Here is a 22279-nt window from a genome sequence, read left to right on the forward strand (position 1 = left end):
GCCCAGTGGACGCCGGCGTCTTTCGGCTCGATCTGCGCTTAGTGCCCGCGGCGCTGACCAGCTGGGCGGTGACCGCGGCCGGGATCCTGTGGCATATCACGGGTTTGGTCGCGGCAGTGATCGCCGCGGTGGTGCTGACGGCAGCAGCAGGGTGGTTCGGTCATGACCGCAGCGACACCGACGCCGACCGGGGGTCGGTCCGGGCCGGCGTGGTCGCCGTCGCTGTGGTCGGTGCGACGTTTGCCATCGCGATCGGGCTGCGGGTCGACGAGCTGCAAGATCATCCAGTCACGCTGCGCTACGGCACGGTCGCCGCCGTCGTCGTGACACCGAGCGAAAGCCCACGCGTGCTGGGCGGTAACCGGGCGATGTTCCGCGGATCGCTGGTGGCGCTCAACGGACACGAGATGACCGGCCGGGTAGTCGTTTTCGCCTCGGCGGTCGCGGTCGCCGACCTGGCCGCAGGACAACCCGCCGGGTTCCGCGCGCGCATAGGCCGGCCGACGCGCCGCGACCTGTCCGTTGCGGTGCTGTCGGTCAGCGGCGACATGTCGCGAGGGGAGGCGTCGCCGATGCACCAGGCCGCACACCGGGTCCGGCGCGGGTTCGCCGACGCCGCACGGCGAGTGCTGCCCGCCGATCAGGCGGCGATGCTGCCCGCGCTGGTGTTGGGCGACACCTCGGCGGTGAGCGCGCGAACGACCGGCGAGTTCAAGGCGTCGGGTCTGACCCACCTGACCGCGGTATCCGGGGCCAACGTCACCATCGTCTGCGGTGCGGTGCTGCTGGCCGCGGGGCTGATCGGACCGCGCGTGGCTGTCATGTTGGCTGCGGTAGTACTGGTGGCGTTCGTCGTCGTGGTGCAGCCATCGGCCAGCGTGCTGCGTGCGGCGGTCATGGGTGGGATCACGTTGCTGGCGTTGGTGACCCATCGCCGCCGCCAGGCCATGCCCGCGTTGGCGGCCAGCGTGCTGCTGCTGATGGTCGTGTCGCCGGAGTTGGCGGTCGACGTCGGGTTCGCGCTCTCGGTGTCGGCGACGGCGGCCCTCGTCGTCATCGCCCCGCACTGGTCGCGATGGCTCGTCGGGCAGGGCTGGCCCAAGCCGCTGGCCGACGCGGTGGCCGTCGCCGTGGCTGCGCAGTTGGTCACCGCCCCGTTGGTGGCCGGGATCTCGGGCAAGTTGAGCCTGGTCGCCGTCGCCGCGAACCTGGCTGCGGCCCCGGTTATCCCGCCGATCACGGTGGTCGGCACCGCGGCGGCAGCGCTGGGCGCGCTCTGGGCCGACGGCGCCCAACTGCTGATCCGGTTCACCGGGCCCGAGCTGTGGTGGTTGCTGGGTGTCGCGCGGTGGGCCTCGGCTGTTCCCGGTGCATCGCTGCCGGTGCCGTCCGGCCTGCCGGGTGTGGTGACGATCGCGGTGACCGGTGTCGCCGCCGTGCTGGCGTGGCGGTGGCGCGCGGTGCGGGTCGCGGTGTGCGTCGTCGCGATCTGCCTGCTCGCGTGGACGGTGTCGGGTCTGTCGGCCGGGCATGACACGATCGGGGAGTGAGCCAAGAGGTTTCGCGACTGCACCTGGTCCTCGGCGACGAAGAACTGCTGGTCGAACGCGCTGTCGCGGCGGTGCTGCGGGCCGCCCGCAAGAGCGCGGGCACCGATGACGTCCCCGTGGACCGGTTGCGCGCCGGCGAGGTCAGCACCAGCGAACTCGCCGAGTTGCTCAGCCCATCGTTGTTCGCCGACGAGCGGGTGGTGGTGTTGGAGTCGGCGGGGGAGGCGGGCAAGGACGCGGCCGCCGTCGTCGCCGCCGCGGCCGCCGACCTGCCGCCGGGGACCATGCTCGTCGTCGTGCACTCCGGCGGAGGCCGCGCCAAAGCCCTCGCGGACCAGATCAAAAAGCTTGGGGCACAAGTGCATCCGTGCGCCAGGATCACCAAGCCGCGCGAGCGCGCCGACTTCGTGCGAGCCGAGTTCCGCGCGTTGAAAATGAAGGTCGACGACGACACCGTCACCGCTGTGCTCGACGCCGTCGGCTCCGACATCCGCGAACTGGCGGCGGCCTGCTCACAACTGGTCGCCGACACCGGCGGCGCCGTCGACGCCGCGGCGGTGCGCCGCTACCACTCCGGCAAAGCGGAGGTGAAGGGCTTCGACATCGCCGACAAGGCGGTCGTCGGCGACGTCGCCGGGGCGGCCGAGGCGCTGCGGTGGGCGATGATGCGCGGCGAACCCCAGGTGGTGCTGGCCGACGCGTTGGCCGAGGCCGTGCACACGATCGCGCGGGTGGCCCCGCTGTCGGGTGATCCGTACCGGCTGGCCTCAGAGTTGGGCATGCCGCCGTGGCGGGTGCAGAAGGCGCAGAAACAGGCTCGGCGGTGGTCGCGCGCATCGGTGGCCGAGGCGATGCGCCTCGTCGCGGCGCTCAACGCCGATGTCAAGGGTGCCGCAGCCGACGCCGATTACGCGCTGGAATCCGCGGTGCGCAAAGTCGCCGAACTAGCGGCGGACTGAAAAGCTCAGAGCTTGTTCAACGCGCGGGCCAATGCCGACTTGCGGTTGGCCGCCTGGTTCTTGTGGATGACGCCCTTGCTGGCCGCCTTGTCCAACTGCCGGCTGGTCGACAGCAGCAGCTCGTTGGCCTTCTCCTTGTCGCCGGCCTCCACGGCCGCCCTGAATCCGCGCACCGCGGTGTGAAGCGACGACTTCACCGACTTGTTGCGCACCCGGCGCTTCTCGTTGGTGCGGTTGCGCTTCATCTGCGACTTGATGTTGGCCACGCGGATAGTCCTTCGCAAATCTCGATTGGGTTGGGCAAAGTGTGTGGGTGCCCGAACTAGGGCAGCGACTGATCAGGGTACCAGCGAGCGCCCTGATCTCCCAAAGCGAGGCCCGCTGGCCTGCTGATATGAGAACCCGCTCAGCTGGACTTCACCGCGACGCCCGGGTGCACCTCGACGCGGTGCAGGTCGTCGCCCAGCTCGATCTGGCGGTCGAACTTCGAGGCGGCCAGTGCGCGCCATTCGTCTTCCTGACCGGGTTCGATGCCTGGCACGTAATGGGTGAGGATGAGGATGCCCACCCCGGCGCGCGCCGCGGTGTCCGCCGCCTCCTCGACCGACGAGTGGTAGTCGCAGATGTCGCGGATGCGCTGCATCGGCATCGCTTCGACCAGGTCTTTGCGGATCACCGTGTGCACCATCGCGCCGGCCCCGGCGGCCAGCTTGTCGAGGCTTTCGCACGGCACCGTGTCGCCGGCCAGCACCACCGACGCGTCGGCGTGTTCGACGCGGAAACCGATCGTGGGGGCGACCGGGCGGTGATCGGTCGGCGCCGCGGTGATCGTGACGCCGTCGCGGTCCCACACCACCCCCTCGGTGTACTCGTGCACCTCGAGCGGCGGTGGGGTCTTCAGGTCGTCGTGGTGGGCGATCCGATAACCGATGTCGAAGCCGAACGCTTTGAGCGTGGCGTCGACCACCTCCGCCGTGCCCGGCGGGCCGATGATCTGAAACGGCGGCTGTTCGGGGGTGAACGTGGTGACCCAGCGGCTGATGATCATGTCGCCCAGATCGGCGATGTGATCGCTGTGTAGGTGCGTCAGCAGCAGCGCGGTCAGGCCGTTGGCCGCCGCGCCCGCAGCGGTCAACCGCTGCTGGACTCCGCGGCCGCAGTCGATCAGGAACGTCTGCCCTCCCGCCCGCACCAGCGTCGACGGGCCCGCACGGTTCGCGTCGGGTATCGGACTTCCAGTTCCGAGCAGCGTCACCTCGATCATGGCCCCACATATACCTGACGGCGGCGTCGAAAGTGCGCTATTGACCGGATCGAAATCCGCTGTGGTGACGAACAATTCGACCCGCACGCGGCGACGGCGCAGCGTAGGGCGCATGCAACGCACGGTCAAGAGGGTCCGGAGTTTCGCCGCGGTTCTGGGACACCGATGCCAAAAGCTCCCACTTTTGGCCGCGCCGACCTAGCCTGGTGTGAGAAAGATCACTGGAACGGAGGCATCGATGCGGATCGCGGACGTATTGCGCAGTAAGGGTGCGTCGGTGGCGACCATCACCCCGGAGACTTCGGTCGCTGGGCTGCTGACCGAGCTGAGCGTGCACAACATCGGCGCGATGGTGGTGGTTGGGCAGGATGGCCTGGTCGGCATCGTGTCAGAACGCGACGTGGTGCGTGCACTGCAGAAAAGAGGCGCCGAACTGCTCACGCAGCCGGTGTCGGAAATCATGTCCACGCTGGTGGCGACCTGCTCACCCAACGACTCGGTGGACAGCCTCAGCGCGTTGATGACCACCAACCGGGTGCGTCACATTCCGGTGATGGTGAACGGTCGCCTCGCCGGAATCGTTAGCATCGGCGACGTGGTTAAGACGCGCATGGAGGAACTCGAGGCACAACAGGAGCACTTGGAGGCCTATATCACCCAGGGCGGCTGATGCCATTCGCGATCGACGTTCGTCCCCCGCAGAAGGGCGATATCCGGCCGTTGGCCCTCACCCTGGGCAGGGCTTTCTACGACGACCCCCTGATGAAGTGGATGCTGGCCGACGGCAGCCGCCGCACCAAGGGGTTGACGCGGATGTTCGCGACGATGACCCGGCATCACTTTCTGGCCGGCGGAGGCGTCGAGGTTGCGCTCGGAGCCGACGGCATCGGTGCGGCCGCGCTGTGGGATCCGCCCGGCCGGTGGAAGCAGTCGCCGGTGCAGGAACTGCGGATGATGCCCAGCTTTCTTCTGGCGATGCGCGCGGGGGCAAGACGAGGTCGTCAGGTCAGCGAGCTGATGAAGGAATGCCATCCCGAAGAGCCGCATTGGTATCTCGGTGTGATCGGCAGCGACCCCACCGTGCGCGGCGGCGGGTTCGGGCGGGCGTTGATGCAGTCGCGGCTGGACCGCGTCGACGCCGAACACGCGCCGGCCTACCTCGAGTCCAGCAACCCCGACAACATCCCCTACTACCAGCGGTTCGGCTTCGAGGTCACCGGCGAGATCACGCTGCCCGACGGTGGCCCGAAGATGTGGCCGATGTGGCGAAACCCGAGGTAGGTCACCCCTGCGGCGAGCGTGCGCAAACTCCGGCTGAACCGCGGCGCGTCGCCCTCGAACACGCACGCTCGCGGCGTAAAAATTAGCTCCAGGAGTATTCCGCGCGTAGCCGGGTGGCGACCAGCTCGAACTTCTCACGCTCGAGGATCGCGCCTTCGCGTCGGATGCCCTCCTCGGGCACGTCGAGCACCCGGTCCAGCCGCACCCAACTCTGCCTGCTCTCGAAATCCCAGCTGCCGGCGCCGATCGCCACCCAATTCGGATCGTCGCCGTGGTGGTCGCGGCTGGAGAGCATCAACCCGAGCAGAGTGGACCGGTCCCTGCCGACCACCAGCACCGGACGGTCCTTACCGCGGTCCGGATCGTCCTCGTAGACCACCCAGGTCCAGACGATCTCGCCGGGATCGGCGCGGCCGTCGAGGTCGGGGGCGTAAACCAGCTTGCGGGCCCGGTGCGCGGTCGGTACGAAGGTTCGGCTGACCGGGCGTCCCGCGGTGATGGCCGGAGCCTCGGCCTCGGTCGGACCCACGATGACGTCCATGCCGATCTTGATGCCCTGTTGGATACCGCGCTGCAGCGTCGGCGAATTCTGCAGCTGACGGACGAACTTGGGCGCCTCGTTGAACACGAGGTTCTCCGCGAAGCGCTGAAAAGTCTTCCATGGCGGAGCCATATTGCCGAGCATAAGTGAAGTCGCCTGGCCACGATTGTGTCGACCGGCGCCTCCCTCGATACGCTGGTGGCACCCACTGCCCGTCTCACCAGGAGATTCCCATCAGCAGCTTCGCCGACCAGACCTTCACCGCGCCGGCGCAGATTCGGAACTTCTGCATCATCGCCCACATCGACCACGGCAAGTCGACGCTGGCCGACCGGATGCTGCAACTCACCGGTGTCGTCGACGACCGCACCATGCGTGCGCAGTACTTGGACCGGATGGACATCGAACGCGAGCGTGGCATCACGATCAAGGCCCAGAACGTAAGGCTGCCTTGGGCCGTGGAAGAGGGGCCCGGCGCCGGCGACTACGTGCTGCACCTGATCGACACCCCCGGCCACGTCGACTTCACCTACGAGGTGTCGCGGGCGCTGGAAGCCTGCGAGGGTGCGGTGCTGCTGGTCGACGCTGCCCAGGGCATCGAGGCTCAGACCCTGGCCAACCTCTACCTGGCGTTGGACCGCGACCTGGTCATCATCCCGGTGCTCAACAAGATCGACCTGCCCGCCGCCGACCCGGACCGTTATGCCGCCGAGATCGCCCACATCATCGGCTGCGAACCCAGCGACGTCCTGCGCGTGTCGGGCAAGACCGGCGACGGGGTCGCCGACCTGCTCGACCACCTCGTGCGTGAGGTGCCGCCCCCCACCGGCGACGCCGACGCCCCCGCACGCGCGATGATCTTCGACTCGGTCTATGACACCTACCGCGGCGTGGTGACCTACGTCCGCGTCGTCGACGGCAAGATCGTCCCGCGCGAGCGGATCAAGATGATGTCCACCGGTGCCGTCCACGAACTGCTGGAAGTCGGCATCATGTCCCCGGAACCCAAACCCGCCGACGGCCTTGGCGTCGGTGAGGTCGGCTACCTGATCACCGGCGTGAAGGACGTGCGTCAGTCCAAGGTCGGTGACACCGTGACGACTGCGCGCGGCGGCGCCACCGAAGCGCTGACCGGCTACCGCGAACCCAAGCCGATGGTCTACTCCGGGCTGTATCCGGTCGACGGCTCCGACTACCCGGATCTGCGTGACGCGCTAGACCGGCTGCAGCTCAACGATGCCGCGCTGACCTGGGAACCCGAGACGTCGGTGGCGCTGGGGTTCGGTTTCCGCTGCGGCTTTCTGGGCCTGCTGCACATGGAGATCACCCGCGAGCGCCTCGAGCGCGAATTCAACCTCGACCTCATCTCCACCTCGCCCAACGTCGTGTATCGCGTTGTGACCGAAGACGGTTCGGAACTGATGGTGACCAACCCGTCGGACTGGCCGGGCGGCAAGATGCGTGCTGTGTACGAGCCCGTCGTCAAGACGACGATCATCGCGCCCAGCGAGTTCATCGGCGCCATCATGGAACTGTGCCAATCGCGCCGCGGTGAACTCGGCGGCATGGACTATCTGTCTCCCGAGCGCGTGGAGTTGCGCTACACGATGCCGCTGGGCGAGATCATCTTCGACTTCTTCGACTCGCTGAAATCCCGCACCCGCGGATATGCCAGCCTCGACTACGAGGACGCAGGCGAACAGGAAGCCGACCTGGTCAAGGTCGATATCCTGCTCCAGGGTGAGCCGGTGGACGCGTTCAGCGCGATCGTGCACAAGGACGCGGCGTATGCCTATGGCAACAAGATGACGACCAAACTTCGCGAGTTGATCCCGCGCCAGCAGTTCGAAGTTCCGGTGCAGGCCGCGATCGGGTCGAAGATCATTGCTCGCGAAAACATCCGCGCGATCCGCAAAGACGTGCTATCGAAGTGCTACGGCGGTGACATCAGCCGTAAGCGCAAGCTGCTGGAGAAGCAGAAGGAAGGCAAGAAGCGGATGAAGACCATCGGTCGGGTCGAGGTGCCGCAGGAGGCGTTCGTCGCAGCCCTGTCCACCGACTCGTCTGCCGACAAGGCCAAGAAGTAGGCAGCCGATGCGCTCGCGCGGGGTGGCCGTCGTTGCGCTGAGCGCCGGTGTGGTGCTTGCCGGGTGTACGGCCCAGGTCGCCGACCCGCCCACGTTGCGGATCGCCGAGGTCGTCAAACCGTCGCCGGTGCGTGCGCTCGCCCAGATCCTGCCCACCGCCGACGAACTGGCCGCGATGCTGGGCACGACGGGCTTCTCGGGCCAGCTCGTCGAGGGCGGTCCCGACCTGCTGCTGCAGAGCGTCGGGGAAGGTCAAGCGACGCCCGCCGACTGTGTGAGCACCGGTTACCGGTTGCAGAAAACGGTGTACGACGCCGATCCGGTGCGCACGGTGGCCAGCCAGTCCTGGGTGGGCGGCGACGCCACCGGTCCGTCGTCGTCGGGTTTCTTCGGTGTCGTGCAGTTCGCCACCGCTGACGCCGCCCAGGAGTTCTTCGCCGCCGCGGCCGAGAACTGGCACCGCTGCAACGGCGAGACGCTGGTGCTGTACCGGCCCGGCTCGCACACCTCGGCCGTCAGCAGGATCACCGGCGTTGCCGTCGATCAGAGCACTGTGTCGGCCGTCGTGCTGCACGACGCCGGCTCGACAGTTCAGCGCGCGCTGGGCATCGCCGCGGATTGCATTGTGGACGTGGAGATTTCGGATGCGATGGGTGCGCAGGACGCGGTCTCGGTCGCCAACCTGATGTTGGACAAGATCGGTTAGATATACATGGCGGGATCGATGTAGCAGGTAGGGTCGACGGCCTGCTCGCGTTCTCTTTCGGTGCGATGCCGCACGACCGCCGGTATGCCGGTCGCGATCGAATCCGCCGGAACATCGTGGGTGACAACGGCATTGGCGCCGATCGCGCTGTCGTCACCGACCGTGAGCGGACCCAGCACCTTGGCGCCAGCACCGATCGTGACCCGGTTGCCGATCGTAGGGTGACGCTTGACCCGTTTGAGGGTGCGCCCTCCCAACGTCACCCCGTGGTAGATCATCACGTCATCGCCGATTTCGGTGGTTTCGCCGATCACCACGCCCATGCCGTGGTCGATGAAGAAGCGCCGGCCGATGGTGGCGCCCGGGTGAATCTCGATCCCCGTGACCGCCCGGACGATCTGCATCAGCACGCGGGCCGGTCCACGCAGCGCCGGACGCGCCCACATCCGGTGCGCCACCCGGTGGGTCCAGATCGCGTGCAGACCGGAGTACACCAGCGCGTTCTCCACGTCCCCGCGCGCGGCCGGATCGTGGGCACGGGCGTTCTGCAGGTCCTCCCGCAGGGTGGCGAGCAGCGCCATGACGGTCTCAGTCCCGGATGTGCTCGAACAGCGGCGTGGAGACATAGCGTTCACCGAAGTCGGGGATGACCACCACGATCATCTTCCCGGCGTTCTCCGGCCGCTTGGCCAACTCGAGCGCGGCCCACACGTTGGCCCCCGCCGAGATGCCGCCCAGGATGCCTTCCTGGGTGGCCAGGGCACGGGCGACCGTGATCGCGTCGTCGAATCCGGCGTCGATGATCTCGTCGTACACCTCGCGGTCGAGCACCTCGGGGATGAAGTTGGCCCCGATGCCCTGAATCTTGTGCGGGCCGGGTTCGCCGCCGTTGAGGATCGGGGAGTCTGCCGGTTCGACGCCGACGATCTGCACCCCGGGCTTGCGGGATTTGAGTACCCGGCCGACGCCGGTCAGCGTGCCGCCGGTGCCGATCCCGGCGACGAAGATGTCCACCGTTCCGTCGGTGTCGGCCCAGACCTCCTCGCCGGTGGTGCGTTCGTGGATGTCCGGATTGGCCGGGTTGGCGAATTGCTCTGCGGCCACCGCGTTCTCAGTCTCGGCGATGATCTGTTCGGCGCGGGCGACGGCACCGGCCATGCCCTCGGCGCCGGGCGTCAGCACGATCTCGGCGCCGAAGGCCCGCAGCATCACCCGGCGTTCGGTCGACATGGTGTCGGGCATGGTCAGGATCACCCGGTAGCCGCGCGCCGCGCCGACCATCGCCAAGGCGATACCGGTGTTGCCGCTGGTGGCCTCCACGATGGTGCCGCCCGGCCGCAGCGCGCCGGCGGCCTCCGCCGCGTCGACGATCGCTACCCCGATCCGGTCCTTGACGCTGTTGGCCGGGTTGTAGAACTCCAACTTGGCGAGCACCTGCGCCTGCAGGCCCTCGGTCATACGGTTGAGTCGGACCAGCGGGGTCCGTCCCACGATCTCGCTGACGTCGCTATAGATGTTGCCCATACCGCCCTTTGGTCAAGCCCATTTGTCAGACCGAGAGTAGCGGTAACGCACCTCGGCTACATCGGCGCGTTGGCGGGCACGAACCCGCCGGAGCTGTCGGCCTCCTCTTCGGCGCGGATCACGTGCACCACCGCGTTGATCAACGCCAGATGGGTGAACGCCTGCGGGAAGTTGCCGAGGTGGCGGCCCGTGCGCGGCTCGATCTCCTCGGCGTACAGGTGCAGTGGGCTGGCGAACGACAGCAGCCGCTCACACAGGTGTTTTGCGCGGTGGATCTCGCCGATCTCCACCAGCGCCGACACCAGCCAGAACGAGCAGATCGTGAACGTGCCCTCCTCGCCGGCCAGGCCGTCGTCGGTCTCCTCGACGCGGTAGCGCAGCACCAGGCCTTCCTCGGTGAGCTCGTCGGCGATCGCCAGCACGGTGGCCCGCACCCGCGGGTCGTCGGGCGGCAGGAACCGGGTCAGCACCGCCAGCAGCAGCGACGCGTCCAGCGCGTCGTGGCCGTAGCGCTGGGTCAGCACCCCGCGCGAGTCGACGCCGTTCTTGAGCACATCGGCCTTGATCTCCTCGGCGATGGCGCGCCACTGCTGGGCGTAGGACTTCTCACCCTGCAGTTCGGCGAGTTTGGAGCCGCGGTCCAGCGCCACCCAGCACATGATCTTGCTGGAGGTGAAGTGCTGCGGTTCGCCGCGTACCTCCCAGATGCCGCGGTCTGGCTGGCGCCAGTGCTTGATCGCCTCTTCGACCTGTTGTTTGAGCACCGGCCACAACGTGTCGGAGATCTGCTCCCGCGACTTCGCGTGCAGATACACCGAGTCCAGCATCGTGCCCCAGATGTCGTGCTGCATCTGGTTGTAGGCGCCGTTGCCGATGCGCACCGGGCGGGCGCCGTCGTAGCCGGACAGGTGGTGCAGTTCCTCCTCGACCAGGGTGCGCTCACCGCCGACGGCATACATCACCTGAAGCGGGTGGCGTTCACCGTTGTTCGCACCGGACACGTCGGCGATGAACGCGAAGAAGTCGTCGGCTTCACGGTCCAGACCCAAGGTGTACAGACCCCACAGCGCGAACGTGGAGTCCCGCACCCACGCGTAGCGGTAGTCCCAATTGCGCTCGCCCTGTGGGGTTTCCGGCAACGACGTGGTGGGCGCCGCCAGTAGCGCACCGGTCGGGGAGTAGGTGAGCCCCTTCAGCGTCAACGCGCTGCGCTGCAGGTAGGCCCGCCACGGGTGGTCGGGGAAGTTGCCGATGTTGATCCACTGCCGCCAGCATTCGCTGGTCTGCCACATCTTGTCGGCGGCTTCCTCGTAGTTCTGCGGCGCGGGGTGTTTGGACCAGGACAGCGCGACAAACGCGTTGTCGCCCTCCTTCATCCGGGTGCGGGCGCGGGCCTCGTGGCCTTCGAGCCCGAGTCGCAGGTTGGTGGTCAGCCTCAGCGTCGGATGCGCATCGGGGTCGCGGCGGGCGCGGGCGATCGCCTCCCCGTAGGCCTGGGCCGAGTACTCCCAGGTGGCCGGGATGCGGTGGTAGTCGAAGGCCGGTTCGCAGTTCAACACCAACTCGACCGTGCCGCTGACACAGCGCACCGTGCGCAACAGGATGTGCTCGGCGTCCCAGTCCATCGGGGTGCGGCGGTGCGTGCGGGACCTGGCGTCGAGGTCATGCCACGGTCCCATCACCAGCGCGTCGCGCACGATCAGCCAGCCGGTGTGGGTCTGCCAGGTGGTCTCCAGGATCAGGCTGCCCGGGAGGTAGCGGCGGGCGGCAGGCACCGACACCCCGTAGGGGCCCAGCCGGAAGTGGCCTGCGCCGCGGTCGAGGATCGCGCCGAACACGCTGGGGGAGTCCGGACGCGGTACGCACAGCCATTCGATGGAGCCTGCCGACGAGATCAGGCAGGTGTTCTCGCAGTCGGACAGAAACGCGTAGTCGGCGATCGGCGGAAAGGGGTTCCGCAACGACGCGGATGGCGCGTAGGGCATCGGCCCGGTCATCGTCAGTGGGGCGTTCGGGTCGCTGCGGCGGCCCGACGCGGACCCGTTGTCGGTCTCCGATGGCACTTCGGACGGCTCGATGTGTGGTAGCACCATGCCGACATCATCGACTGCGGACCTGCTCGGCGTCCACCGAATCGTTCCCGTGTTCCCGCGCACCGGCCCTCAGCGGCGGGCGAACGCCGGCACGTGTTCGGGCAGCGGGCCGATCGCGACACCGTAGGCCGCGACCCGGCGCAACAGCGGCGCGCGCGCGGCGATCCGGACCAGAAGCGGTGGTTTGGCCGGACCGGTCGCCCCCACCGCCACCGCGATCACCCGCGCGTGGATCAGCCGCTGCACCGCCTGGACCAGCGCCGCAGGCAGCCACCGGCGGGCCTGCACCCGCGCCAGGTGCCGGGTCGAGACCGTGCCGGTGCGCAGCGGAGCGGCCAGCATCCGCCCGGCGGCGACGGCGTCGGCCACCGCGAGATTGATCCCGACGCCGCCGACCGGCGACATCGCGTGGGCGGCGTCACCGATGAGCAACAACCCGTCGGTGTACCAGCGGCGCAGCCGGTTGAGCGCCACGTTGAGCAGCTTGACCTCGTCCATCGACGTCAGCGCCGCGGTGTGCTCGGCCAGCCACGGCACCAGCGCCACCACGTCACGGCGCAGCGCTTCGACGCCCTCGGCGCGAAGGTCGCTGTCGCGGCCCTTGGGGATGACGTAGGCGCATTGGTAGTACTCACCGCGGTCGATGACGATCTGGGCGTGGCCCGTCCCCAGCACCCCGGCCAGCCCGTGCGGGTCGTCGGGGCGGCGCGGCAGCCGAAACCACCACACGTCCATGGGCGTCCCGAAGTTCTTCGGCGTCAGCCCCATCGCCGTGCGCAGCGTCGAGGACCGGCCGTCGCAGGCGACGGTCAGCGGCGCGTGCATCGCGCGGACCTCACCGTCGGCGGTGCGGTACCGGACCCCGACCACGGTGCTGCCGCGCACGATCGGCCCCAGCACCTCGGTGTTGCGCAGCAGTGTGAACGTCGGCTCTTTCTCCGCTGCCGACGCCAACAGCTCGAGGAAGTCCCACTGGGGCACCAGCGCAATCTGCTTGTGCGGACCGGGAATCCGCCGTAGATCCATCCTCACCTCGGTGCCCTGCACGTTGAGGGAGAGCTGTTCGATCTCCCGGTGCGGCAGCTGGGCGAACTGCTCGGCGAGGCCGAGTTCGTCAAGCAACCGCAGCGTGCTGGCGTGCACCGTGTCGCCGCGGAAGTCACGCAGGAAGTCCGCGTGTTTCTCCATGACCGTGACGTCGACGCCGGCGCGGGCAAGCAGCAGGCCCAGCATGATTCCCGCGGGACCGCCGCCGGCGACGATGCAGCCGGTACTGTCGGTGCGCTCCTCGTCCTCGGGCACGGCGCAATCTTTACATCACATACGCTGGCCGGGTGGACGGCTTCCTCAATTGGTGGGACGGCGTTGAGCTGTGGCTCACCGGGCTGCCGTTCGTAGTGCAGACCGCGGTGGTGATGCCCGTGGTGGTCGCGCTGGCGTTCGGCATTGCTGTGGTGCTCGACGGTGCGCTGGGCAACAGCATTCGGCTGGTGCGGCGGGTGCGCCATCTCGACCAAGACGACGACCGATGAGGGGCGGTATGCCACCGTCGCGGGTGACGATGGCGCTGGCTTTCCTGGTGGTATTGGTGCTCGTCACCTGGCTGGTGACGCGTCAGGGCGGCTGATCGACACCGTGCACAACCGGCCGGCTCTGTTATTCTTTGCGCCATGCGTTCGGCGACCGGCAACAAGGGCGGCCACGTCTTGGCCCTCATCGCCGTGGGACTCGCTGCCGTCGCTGATGTCTGCTGTTGTTGCTGACTCCTTTCCCGTCCGCGGTTTTAGTGTGTCGGCGGCAACTGTTCTGAGCCCGAATGCTGCTCGCGCCTTGCCGACGTGACGGATCGTCTTCGTTAGCGTCCCTGCAAGGAAAGGTCATCAATGCGTGATCACCAGAAGTTCTGGCGCACCGCCGCCGTCGTCGCCGCCGCGAGCCTGGTCACCGCGTGCGGCGGCGGATCCAGCGACGTCGTCGGCGGCGCTCCGGAGACCGGTGGCGGCGACAGCACGCTGACGCTGGTCGCCTACGCGGTTCCCGAGCCCGGCTGGAGCCAGATCATCCCGGCGTTTGCGGCTACCCAGGAAGGTGATGGCGCCGCGGTGACCGCGTCCTACGGCCCCTCGGGCGATCAGTCGCGCGCTGTGGTCGACGGTAAACCCGCCGACATCGTCAACTTCTCCGTCGAACCCGACGTCGCCCGGTTGGTCAAGGCGGGCAAGGTCGCCGAGGACTGGAACGCCGACGCCACCGGCGGTGTCCCGTTCGGCTCCGTCGTCACGCTCGTGGTGCGCGAGGGCAACCCGAAGAACATCAGGGACTGGGACGACCTGCTGGCGCCGGGCCTCGAGGTGGTGAGTCCGAGCCCGCTCAGTTCGGGATCGGCGAAGTGGAACCTATTGGCGCCGTATGCCGCCAAGAGCAACGGCGGTCAAAACCCACAGGCCGGGCTGGATTTCGTCAACGAGCTGGTCACGGATCACATCAGGACCCGGCCGTCGTCCGGGCGCGCGGCCAGCGACCTGTTCCTGCAGGGCACCGGCGATGTGCTGCTGAGCTACGAGAACGAGGCCATCCACATCGAACGGCAGGGCGAGCCCGTCGAACATGTGAACCCGCCGCAGACGTTCAAGATCGAGAACCCCGTTGCGGTCGTCACCTCGAGCCCGCACCTCGAGAAGGCCACCGCGCTCAAGAACTTCCTCTACACCCCTGAGGGGCAGAGGATCTGGGCCGAGGCCGGTTTCCGGCCGGTCGATCCCGGGGTTGCGTTGGATTTCGCGGACGATTTCCCCGCCCCGGAGAGACTGTGGACGATCGCCGATCTGGGTGGCTGGCAGAGCGTGGATGCGGCATTGTTCGACAAGGACAACGGCACGATCACGAAAATCTACAAAGAAGCCACGGGATGACAGCTGGCCTGGACGCGAAAGGCCCGCGGCTCCCGCAGGAGCCGTTCGACGATGCCGGGACGCCCAAGGGCTTTTTCATCAGCCGCTACGGCAACACCAAGCTGCGCGTCGGCGTGGCCACCACCTGGTTGTCGATCATCGTGCTGCTGCCGCTCGCCGCGATCGTGTGGCAGTCCGCCGGTGGTGGGTGGGACGCGTTCTGGCAGGCGGTGACCTCCACCGGCGCGATCCAGTCGTTTCAGGTCACGCTGACCGTCTCATTCGCGGTCGCGGTGATCAACCTGTTCTTCGGCCTGCTGGTGGCGTGGGTGCTCACCCGCGACGACTTCGTCGGCAAGCGGTTGGTGGACGCCATCATCGACCTGCCGTTCGCATTGCCCACCATCGTGGCCAGCCTGGTGATGCTGGCACTCTACGGGCCGAGCAGCCCGGTCGGGATCCACATCCAGCACACCAAGTGGGGGGTGGGCATCGCGCTGCTGTTCGTCACCCTGCCGTTCGTGGTGCGCTCGGTGCAGCCGGTGATCCTGGAGTTGGATCGTGAGGTCGAGGAAGCCGCGGCATCGCTGGGCGCCGACAACTTCACGATCTTCCGGCTCGTGATGCTGCCCGCGCTGCTGCCGTCCCTGCTCTCCGGTGCCGGGCTGGCCTTCTCCCGCGCGATCGGTGAATACGGTTCGGTGGTGCTGATCGGCGGCGCGGTACCCGGTGAATCCGAGGTGTCCTCGCAGTACATCCGCACCCTGATCGAGTTCGACGACCGCACCGGTGCGGCGGCGGTATCGATTGTGCTGCTTACGATTTCGTTCGTGGTGCTGTTCATCCTGCGCACCATCGGCTCGCGGGTGGCCAAACGCCAGGAGTTGACGACGTGACGTTGTCGCCTGCGGTTCGCTACCTGCTGCGTTTTCTGGCGCTGGGCTATCTGGCGGTCTTGCTGGTGGTGCCGGTCGGCTTGATTCTGTGGCGCACCTTCGAACCGGGTATCGGCGAGTTCGTCGGGTCGATCACCACGCCGGCGGCCATCTCGGCGCTGCAACTGTCGCTGATCGTGGTGGCCATCGTGGTGCCGCTCAACGTGATCTTCGGGGTCCCGACCGCTCTGGTATTGGCGCGCAACAAGTTTCGTGGTAAGAGCATGCTGCAGGCGGTGATCGACCTGCCGTTTGCGGTGTCGCCGGTGGTGGTCGGTGTCGCGCTGATCCTGCTGTGGGGCTCGGCCGGTGCGCTGGGCTTCGTCGAGAACAACCTCGGCCTCAAGATCATCTTCGGGTTCCCGGGCATCGTGCTGGCCAGCATCTTCGTCACCGTGCCCTACGTGATCCGGGAGGTCGAACCGGTGTTGCACGAGTTGGGCACCGACCAGGAGGAGGCCGCCTCGACCCTGGGTTCCAGCGCGTGGCAGACCTTCCGGCTGGTCACGCTGCCCTCGATCAAGTGGGGTCTGATGTACGGGGTGGTGTTGACCGTCGCGCGGACGCTCGGCGAGTACGGGGCCGTGATCATGGTGTCGTCGAACCTGCCGGGCCAGTCGCAGACGTTGACGTTGCTGGTGTCCGACCGCCACGCGCTCGGAAACGAGTATGGCGCGTACGCGATCTCGACACTGTTGATGAGCGTCGCAGTGATCGTCCTGATCGTGCAGGTGATTCTCGACGCCCGCCGCGCGAAACTGGACACCTGAGCCATGGGCGATGAGGAGACGACGGCTGTGACCACCAGCACGACCAACGCGATCACGGTGCGGGGCGCCAACAAGCGCTACGGCGACTTCGCCGCGCTCGACAACGTCGACTTCGACGTGCCGTCGGGGTCGTTGACGGCGCTGCTCGGCCCCAGCGGTTCGGGTAAATCCACCCTGCTGCGCGCGATCGCCGGGCTGGACCAACCCGACACCGGAACCATCACGATCAACGGCCGCGACGTCACCAACGTGCCGCCGCAGCGACGCGGTATCGGGTTCGTGTTCCAGCACTACGCGGCGTTCAAGCACCTGACGGTGCGTGACAACGTGGCCTTCGGCCTCAAGATCCGCAAACGGCCGAAGGCCGAGATCAAGGAAAAGGTCGACAACCTGCTGGACGTGGTGGGGCTGACCGGCTTTCAGACCCGCTACCCCAACCAGCTGTCCGGGGGACAACGCCAACGCATGGCGCTGGCCCGCGCGCTCGCCGTCGACCCGCAGGTGCTACTGCTCGACGAGCCGTTCGGCGCACTGGACGCCAAAGTCCGTGAGGATCTGCGGGTCTGGTTGCGACACCTGCACGAGGAGGTCAACGTCACCACCGTGCTGGTCACCCACGACCAGTCCGAAGCGCTGGACGTGGCCGACCGCATCGCCGTGCTCAACAACGGCCGTATCGAGCAGGTCGGTTCTCCGACACAGGTTTACGACCAACCCGCCAACGCGTTCGTGATGTCGTTTCTGGGTGCGGTGTCGTCGCTGAACGGCAGCCTGGTGCGCCCCCACGACATCCGCGTCGGACGCACCCCGGAGATGGCCATCGCGGCCAGCGAAGACTCCATCGCCGCCACCGGCGTGGTACGAGCCACCATCGACCGGATCGTCATGCTGGGCTTCGAAGTTCGCGTCGAACTCACCAACGCCGCATCGAACACCTCGTTCACCGCGCAGATTACCCGCGGTGATGCCGAAGCACTCGCCTTGAAAGAGGGCGACACCGTCTACGTGCGCGCCACCCGCATCCCCGCGATACCGGCAGGCTCCGAAGTGCCCGCAGCCGACACCGCCGACGAGCGCGCAGTCGAAAGCCTCAGCTAGGCTAGGCCGCCACGGAGGCGGCGGTGAGCGCGTCGAAGCGGTCCAGTACCGTCGCGGCGACCAGGTTGTGCGATCCCAGCGGCTCGGCCATCGAGATGTCTTGTGCGGCGGCGTAGTTGGCGACGCGATCGGTGATCCGGCCGTGCGCCAGGAACCACGGGGCGATCACCAAACGGCGCGCACCCTTGGCGCGCAGCAGTTGTGCGGCGTCGTCGACGCTGGGATGCGGGCCGGTGGCGAACGCGACTTCGGCGCCCGCCCAACGGGTTCCGGTACCCAGCGTCCGCGCCACCGAGGTGGTGCGGGCGTTCGCGGTAGCGCTCGACGACCCGACGGCCACGACCAGCACTCCGAGGCCGTCGTCGTCCGGAGACGCACCGCGTTCGGCGAGGCGCTGTCGCAACACCGACAACAGCGCCGGATCCTCACCCAACACCCCGGCCTGCTCGACGTCGGCTCCCGAGGCTTCGATCACCGCGGGCAGGTCGATGCGGGCGTGGTAGGCGTCGGCCAGCAGGAACGGCACGACGACGCCGCGGCCGGGCATGTCGGCCAGCACGTCGCCCAGGCTCGGTGCGGCGTTCTCCAGAAACGCCGCACGCACATCCAGCCACGGCCGCAGTCGTCGGATCCGGCCCGCGACCGCATGCGTCACGGCCGCTGAGCGCGGATCGACACTGCCGTGCGCGGTCAAAATGAGCGTCACGAGGCGTGCAGCCCGCATTCGATCTTGCCGGTGCCCGCCCAGCGGCCGCTGCGCGGATCGGCACCCTCGACGGGCTTGGCCGTGCACGGCGCGCAGCCGATCGACGGATAGCCCTCGTCGACAAGCGGATTGACCAACACGCCGTTGGCGTCGATGTAGCGCTGCATGTCGTCGTCGGTCCACGCCGCCAACGGGTTGATCTTCACCAGCCCGAACGCCTTATCCCAACTGATCAGCGGCGCGTTCGCGCGCGTCGGCGCCTCCACCCGCCGGATGCCGGTGACCCATGCCGCATATCCGCTCAGCGCCTTGCTCAACGGCTCGACCTTGCGCGTCCGGCAGCACTCGTTGGGTTCACGAGCGAACAGATCCTTGCCGAAGAGCGCATCCTGTTCGGCCACGGACTTTTCCGGGGTGACGTTGACCACGTTCACGTCGTAGACCGACGCGACCGCGTCACGGGTGCCGATCGTTTCGGCGAAGTGATAGCCGGTGTCCAGAAACAGCACGTCCACACCGGGGCGCACCTTGGCGGCCATATCGACGAGGACCGCATCCTGCATGTTGGACGCCACGATGTAGTTGCCTGCGAAGTTCTCGTCGGTCCAGCGCAGCAGGTCGATGGCGCTGGCACCGTCGAGTTCCTCGGCGGCCCGCTCGGCCAGCGCCTGCAGGTCGGTGTCGGATAGAACGTCAGTCACCGCAGATCCGCCTCCTCGGCTCGCATCGCCCACGTAGCGAAACGCTCGCCGTCCTCGCGTTGTTTCACGAAGTTGCGGACCACCCTGTCGATGTAGTCCCCGACGTCCTTGGACAGCACCTTGTGCTGGCGCAGCTTGCGGCCGAAACCGCTGTCCAGCCCGAGGCTGCCGCCCAGGTGCACCTGGAAACCCTCTTCAGGGCCGTCGCCGTCGTCGACCATCTGGCCCTTGAAACCGATGTCGGCCACCTGGATCCGCGCGCAGGAGTTCGGGCAGCCGTTCAGGTTGATCGTGATCGGCACGTCGAGCTGGGCGTTGATGTCCTCGAGCCGCTTCTCCAGCTCGGGCACGAGCGCCTGTGCGCGGGTGCGGGTCTCGGTGAACGACAGCTTGCAGAATTCGATGCCCGTGCAGGCCATCAGGTTCTTGCGCCAGTGCGTCGGCTCGGCGGGCAACCCCAGCTGCGCCAGCCCGGCGGTCAGGTCGTCGAGCTTGTCGTCAGGCACATCGAGGATGATCAGCTTCTGATACGGGGTGAACCGCGCGCGGTCGGAACCGGCCTTCTCCATCAGGTCGGCCACCGCGGTCAGGATCGTGCCCGACACCCGGCCGGCGATCGGGGCGACGCCGACTGCGTTGAGGCCGTTCTTGAGCTTCTGGATGCCGACGTGGTCGATCGGATGCTTGACCGGCTGGGGCGCCGGGCCGTCGATCAACGGACGCTTCAGATACTCCGTTTCGAGAACCTCGCGGAACTTTTCTACACCCCAGTCCTTGACCAGGAACTTCAGCCGCGCCTTCGACCGCAGCCTGCGGTAGCCGTAGTCGCGGAACACCGAGGTGACGGCCTCCCACACGTCGGGCACCTCGTTCAACGGCACCCACACGCCGAGCCGTTGGGCCAGCATCGGGTTGGTGGACAGGCCGCCGCCCACCCACAGGTCCAGCCCGGGCCCGTGCTCGGGATGGTTCACCCCGATAAACGAGATGTCGTTGACCTCATGGGCGACGTCCTGCAGACCCGAGACCGCGGTCTTGTACTTACGCGGCAGGTTGGAGTACTCGGGGTTGTCGATGTAGCGGCGGACGATCTCGTCGAGCGCCGGGGTCGGGTCGATCACCTCGTCGTGGGACAACCCGGCCAGCGGCGAGCCCAGCATGCCGCGCGGGCAGTCACCGCAGGCCTCGGTGGTCTGCAGCCCGACCTCATCGAGCCGACGCCAGATCTCGGGGACGTTCTCGATCTCCAGCCAGTGGTACTGCAGGTTCATCCGGTCGGTGATGTCGGCGGTGTCGCGGGCGAAGTCGGTGGAGATCGCCCCCAGCGTGCGCAGCGCGGCCACCGAGAGCGCCTTGCCGTCGCAGCGGACCCGCATCATGAAGTACTTGGCCTCCAGCAGATCGGCGTTCTCGTCGCCGGTCCAGGTGCCGTCGTAGCCCTGCTCGCGCTGGGTGTACAGACCCATCCAGCGGAAGCGGCCACGCAGGTCGGACGTGTCGATACCGTCGAATCCCGTCTTGGCGTAGATGTTGACGATGCGGTCCCGCACGTTGAGCGGGTTGTCGTCCTTTTTGAGCTGCTCGTTGCCGTTGAGCGGTTCTCGGTAGCCGAGGGCCCACTGGCCTTCTGCGCGTGGCTTGCGGGCCGGTTTGGCTTTTGCCTGAGTCATTCGGTGTTGGCTCCTTCGTGGAGCCGGCGTTCAGATCGCGCGTGTCACCGGAGAGCTGTCCGGCGGCGCAGATCCGGCGGCCAGCTAAAAGGGATTGGTGGGCTGGGGTCCGTAATCAGCGCGTCAAGGCAGACAGCAACAGGTACAAACGCGCTTGTAATCGACATGCCGACGCGCCACCAGCGAAATGCGGGGGAAGATGCGTGCAGCAGTCACGACGCCAATTGTGCCATGAACTTGGGCCAACGCCCTAACCGGCCCATATTTGCGCTCAGGGCGAGCAGAACTCTTCTGGGAAGCTGGACCATATGACCGTGCGAACGGCGCCCGCGGCGCTGCCGAACCTCAGGGCCACCCCCGGCCGCGCGTTCGGCGTCTACGTCCACGTGCCGTTCTGCGCGACGCGCTGCGGTTACTGCGACTTCAACACCTATACGCCCACGGAGCTGGGCGGCGCCACCCCGGACGGATACCTGGCCGGGCTGCGCACCGAGCTTCGGCTGGCCGCCGCGGCAATGGGTGCGCCGCCGCCGGTCGACACCGTGTTCATCGGCGGCGGAACCCCGTCGTTGCTGGGCGCCGACGGCCTGGCCACGGTGCTCGACGCGATCCGCGCGCATTTCGACTTCGCGCCCGACGCCGAGCTCACCACTGAAGCCAATCCGGAGTCGACGTCGCCGCGGTTCTTCGACCAGCTGCGCGCCGCCGGGTACACCCGGGTGTCGCTGGGCATACAGTCCACGGCCGCGCACGTGCTGGCGGTGCTGGACCGGGTGCACTCACCGGGGCGTGCGCTGGAGGCGGCCCGCGAGGCCGGCGCCGCCGGGTTCGAGCACCTCAACCTGGATCTGATCTACGGCACACCCGGAGAGCGCGACGAGGATCTGCTGCGCTCGATCGAGGCCGCGCTCGACGCCGGCGTCGACCACGTCTCCGGGTACGCGCTGGTGGTCGAGGACGGCACCGCGATGGCGCGCCGGGTGCGCCGCGGCGAGCTCACCACCCCCGACAACGACGAGTTGGCGCACCGCTACGAGCTGCTCGACGCGCGGCTGTCGGCGGCCGGCTTCGACTGGTACGAGCTGTCGAACTGGTGTCGGCCCGGCGGCGAGTGCCGACACAACATCGGCTACTGGAACGGCGGTCAGTGGTGGGGCACCGGACCGGGCGCTCACGGCTACCTCGGCGCGACGCGGTGGTGGAATGTCAAGCACCCCAACGCTTATGCGCAAACCTTGAGCGAGGGCCGGCTTCCGGTCGCCGGTTACGAACTGCTCGATGCCGAAACCCGCCACACCGAGGATGTGCTGTTGGGGGTGCGGCTGCGCGACGGGCTGGCGATGGACCTGCTGAGCGAGGCCGAACGCCGCCGCGCCGCGACAGTGGTCGACGACGGGCTCGCGATCGTGCGGTCCGACCGGCTGGTGCTCACCGACCGGGGGCGGTTGTTGGCCGACGCGGTGGTGCGCACCATCCTTGATTAGCGCCGAACGTGGGTTACCC

24 protein-coding genes are annotated in these 22279 nt (G+C 67.8%); 13 read left to right on the forward strand and 11 right to left on the reverse strand.

The genetic code is table 11. The features are described from left to right. Nucleotides 1–5: 5 nt before the first annotated feature. Both ABQF13_RS22170 and holA read left to right on the forward strand, forming a co-directional pair. Nucleotides 6–1550, forward strand: coding sequence for a ComEC/Rec2 family competence protein (locus ABQF13_RS22170; protein ID WP_448395014.1), 1545 nt, complete (start codon nt 6–8; stop codon nt 1548–1550). Further along, entirely contained in the window at nt 1547–2509 is a 963-nt protein-coding gene (gene holA, locus ABQF13_RS22175; protein WP_448394949.1) for a DNA polymerase III subunit delta, read from the forward strand. The genes ABQF13_RS22170 and holA overlap by 4 nt, the downstream gene beginning before the upstream one ends. 5 nt (nt 2510–2514) lie before the next feature. Here the strand turns inward: holA and rpsT are convergent, their stop codons facing one another. Both rpsT and ABQF13_RS22185 read right to left on the reverse strand, forming a co-directional pair. Next, the gene (gene rpsT / locus ABQF13_RS22180) at nt 2515–2775 is read right to left on the reverse strand and encodes a 30S ribosomal protein S20 (RefSeq protein ID WP_448394950.1); all 261 of its coding nucleotides are present in this window, start codon (nt 2773–2775) and stop codon (nt 2515–2517) included. A 140-nt stretch (nt 2776–2915) separates the two neighbouring features. Beyond that, nucleotides 2916–3773 (reverse strand): ribonuclease Z, encoded by an 858-nt coding sequence (locus ABQF13_RS22185; RefSeq protein ID WP_448394951.1) that lies wholly within the window; start codon nt 3771–3773, stop codon nt 2916–2918. Nucleotides 3774–4011: 238 nt separating this feature from the next. On the opposite strand from ABQF13_RS22185, the gene ABQF13_RS22190 reads away from it, so the two are divergent. Together ABQF13_RS22190 and ABQF13_RS22195 are read left to right on the forward strand one after the other, a co-directional pair. Beyond that, nucleotides 4012–4443, forward strand: a complete 432-nt coding sequence (locus ABQF13_RS22190) for a CBS domain-containing protein (protein WP_448394952.1) — start codon at nt 4012–4014, stop codon at nt 4441–4443. Continuing rightward, nucleotides 4443–5054, forward strand: coding sequence for a GNAT family N-acetyltransferase (locus ABQF13_RS22195; RefSeq protein WP_448394953.1), 612 nt, complete (start codon nt 4443–4445; stop codon nt 5052–5054). Before ABQF13_RS22190 ends, ABQF13_RS22195 begins: the two co-directional genes overlap by 1 nt. A gap of 82 nt (nt 5055–5136) precedes the next feature. Here the strand turns inward: ABQF13_RS22195 and ABQF13_RS22200 are convergent, their stop codons facing one another. Further along, nucleotides 5137–5739 carry a type II toxin-antitoxin system PemK/MazF family toxin gene (locus tag ABQF13_RS22200; RefSeq protein WP_448394954.1) on the reverse strand — a complete coding sequence of 201 codons (603 nt, stop codon included), beginning with the start codon at nt 5737–5739 and terminating at the stop codon, nt 5137–5139. 83 nt (nt 5740–5822) lie between these two features. Here ABQF13_RS22200 and lepA point away from each other — a divergent pair, with 83 nt between their 5' ends. Further along, the gene (gene lepA, locus ABQF13_RS22205) at nt 5823–7682 is read left to right on the forward strand and encodes a translation elongation factor 4 (protein ID WP_448395015.1); all 1860 of its coding nucleotides are present in this window, start codon (nt 5823–5825) and stop codon (nt 7680–7682) included. 7 nt (nt 7683–7689) lie between these two features. Then, entirely contained in the window at nt 7690–8388 is a 699-nt protein-coding gene (locus tag ABQF13_RS22210; RefSeq protein ID WP_448394955.1) for a sensor domain-containing protein, read from the forward strand. Here ABQF13_RS22210 and epsC read toward each other — a convergent pair. The 4 genes from epsC to ABQF13_RS22230 form a co-directional block, all read right to left on the reverse strand. Further along, nucleotides 8385–8969, reverse strand: coding sequence for a serine O-acetyltransferase EpsC (gene epsC / locus ABQF13_RS22215; protein WP_448394956.1), 585 nt, complete (start codon nt 8967–8969; stop codon nt 8385–8387). The two genes, ABQF13_RS22210 and epsC, sit on opposite strands and share 4 nt — an antisense overlap. Before the next feature lie 7 nt (nt 8970–8976). Then, on the reverse strand, nt 8977–9912 hold the full coding sequence (cysK, locus tag ABQF13_RS22220; protein ID WP_448394957.1) for a cysteine synthase A: 936 nt from the start codon (nt 9910–9912) through the stop codon (nt 8977–8979). A 56-nt stretch (nt 9913–9968) separates the two neighbouring features. After that, nucleotides 9969–12005, reverse strand: a complete 2037-nt coding sequence (locus ABQF13_RS22225; RefSeq protein WP_448394958.1) for a glycoside hydrolase family 15 protein — start codon at nt 12003–12005, stop codon at nt 9969–9971. Between the two features lie 69 nt (nt 12006–12074). Then, nucleotides 12075–13307 carry an FAD-dependent oxidoreductase gene (locus tag ABQF13_RS22230; RefSeq protein WP_448394960.1) on the reverse strand — a complete coding sequence of 411 codons (1233 nt, stop codon included), beginning with the start codon at nt 13305–13307 and terminating at the stop codon, nt 12075–12077. Between the two features lie 32 nt (nt 13308–13339). On the opposite strand from ABQF13_RS22230, the gene ABQF13_RS22235 reads away from it, so the two are divergent. The 6 genes from ABQF13_RS22235 to ABQF13_RS22260 all read left to right on the forward strand — a co-directional run bounded on the left by ABQF13_RS22235 (nt 13340) and on the right by ABQF13_RS22260 (nt 17699). After that, nucleotides 13340–13537: a hypothetical protein gene (locus ABQF13_RS22235; RefSeq protein WP_448394961.1), complete on the forward strand. Its 198-nt coding sequence runs from the start codon at nt 13340–13342 to the stop codon at nt 13535–13537. Nucleotides 13538–13675: 138 nt separating this feature from the next. Then, nucleotides 13676–13768: an Ms4533A family Cys-rich leader peptide gene (locus ABQF13_RS22240; RefSeq protein WP_448394962.1), complete on the forward strand. Its 93-nt coding sequence runs from the start codon at nt 13676–13678 to the stop codon at nt 13766–13768. Between the two features lie 120 nt (nt 13769–13888). After that, entirely contained in the window at nt 13889–14917 is a 1029-nt protein-coding gene (locus ABQF13_RS22245) for a sulfate ABC transporter substrate-binding protein (protein ID WP_448394963.1), read from the forward strand. Further along, nucleotides 14914–15792 (forward strand): sulfate ABC transporter permease subunit CysT, encoded by an 879-nt coding sequence (gene cysT / locus ABQF13_RS22250; RefSeq protein ID WP_448394964.1) that lies wholly within the window; start codon nt 14914–14916, stop codon nt 15790–15792. The genes ABQF13_RS22245 and cysT overlap by 4 nt, the downstream gene beginning before the upstream one ends. Beyond that, nucleotides 15789–16601, forward strand: coding sequence for a sulfate ABC transporter permease subunit CysW (gene cysW, locus ABQF13_RS22255; protein WP_448394965.1), 813 nt, complete (start codon nt 15789–15791; stop codon nt 16599–16601). Before cysT ends, cysW begins: the two co-directional genes overlap by 4 nt. 27 nt (nt 16602–16628) lie before the next feature. Beyond that, nucleotides 16629–17699, forward strand: a complete 1071-nt coding sequence (locus ABQF13_RS22260) for a sulfate/molybdate ABC transporter ATP-binding protein (RefSeq protein ID WP_448394966.1) — start codon at nt 16629–16631, stop codon at nt 17697–17699. Nucleotide 17700: 1 nt separating this feature from the next. Here ABQF13_RS22260 and ABQF13_RS22265 read toward each other — a convergent pair whose 3' ends face one another. The 4 genes from ABQF13_RS22265 to ABQF13_RS22280 form a co-directional block, all read right to left on the reverse strand. Continuing rightward, nucleotides 17701–18423, reverse strand: coding sequence for a sirohydrochlorin chelatase (locus ABQF13_RS22265; protein WP_448394967.1), 723 nt, complete (start codon nt 18421–18423; stop codon nt 17701–17703). Then, entirely contained in the window at nt 18402–19106 is a 705-nt protein-coding gene (locus ABQF13_RS22270) for a phosphoadenylyl-sulfate reductase (RefSeq protein WP_448394968.1), read from the reverse strand. The genes ABQF13_RS22265 and ABQF13_RS22270 overlap by 22 nt, the downstream gene beginning before the upstream one ends. After that, nucleotides 19103–20776: a nitrite/sulfite reductase gene (locus ABQF13_RS22275; RefSeq protein WP_448394969.1), complete on the reverse strand. Its 1674-nt coding sequence runs from the start codon at nt 20774–20776 to the stop codon at nt 19103–19105. Before ABQF13_RS22275 ends, ABQF13_RS22270 begins: the two co-directional genes overlap by 4 nt. A 123-nt stretch (nt 20777–20899) precedes the next feature. Continuing rightward, nucleotides 20900–20992, reverse strand: a complete 93-nt coding sequence (locus ABQF13_RS22280) for an Ms4527A family Cys-rich leader peptide (RefSeq protein WP_448394970.1) — start codon at nt 20990–20992, stop codon at nt 20900–20902. A 92-nt stretch (nt 20993–21084) separates the two neighbouring features. Between ABQF13_RS22280 and hemW the strand changes: the two genes are divergently transcribed. After that, nucleotides 21085–22260, forward strand: coding sequence for a radical SAM family heme chaperone HemW (hemW, locus tag ABQF13_RS22285; protein WP_448394971.1), 1176 nt, complete (start codon nt 21085–21087; stop codon nt 22258–22260). The last annotated feature ends 19 nt before the right edge of the window (nt 22261–22279 follow it).

Source organism: Mycolicibacterium sp. XJ879 (assembly GCF_053483935.1).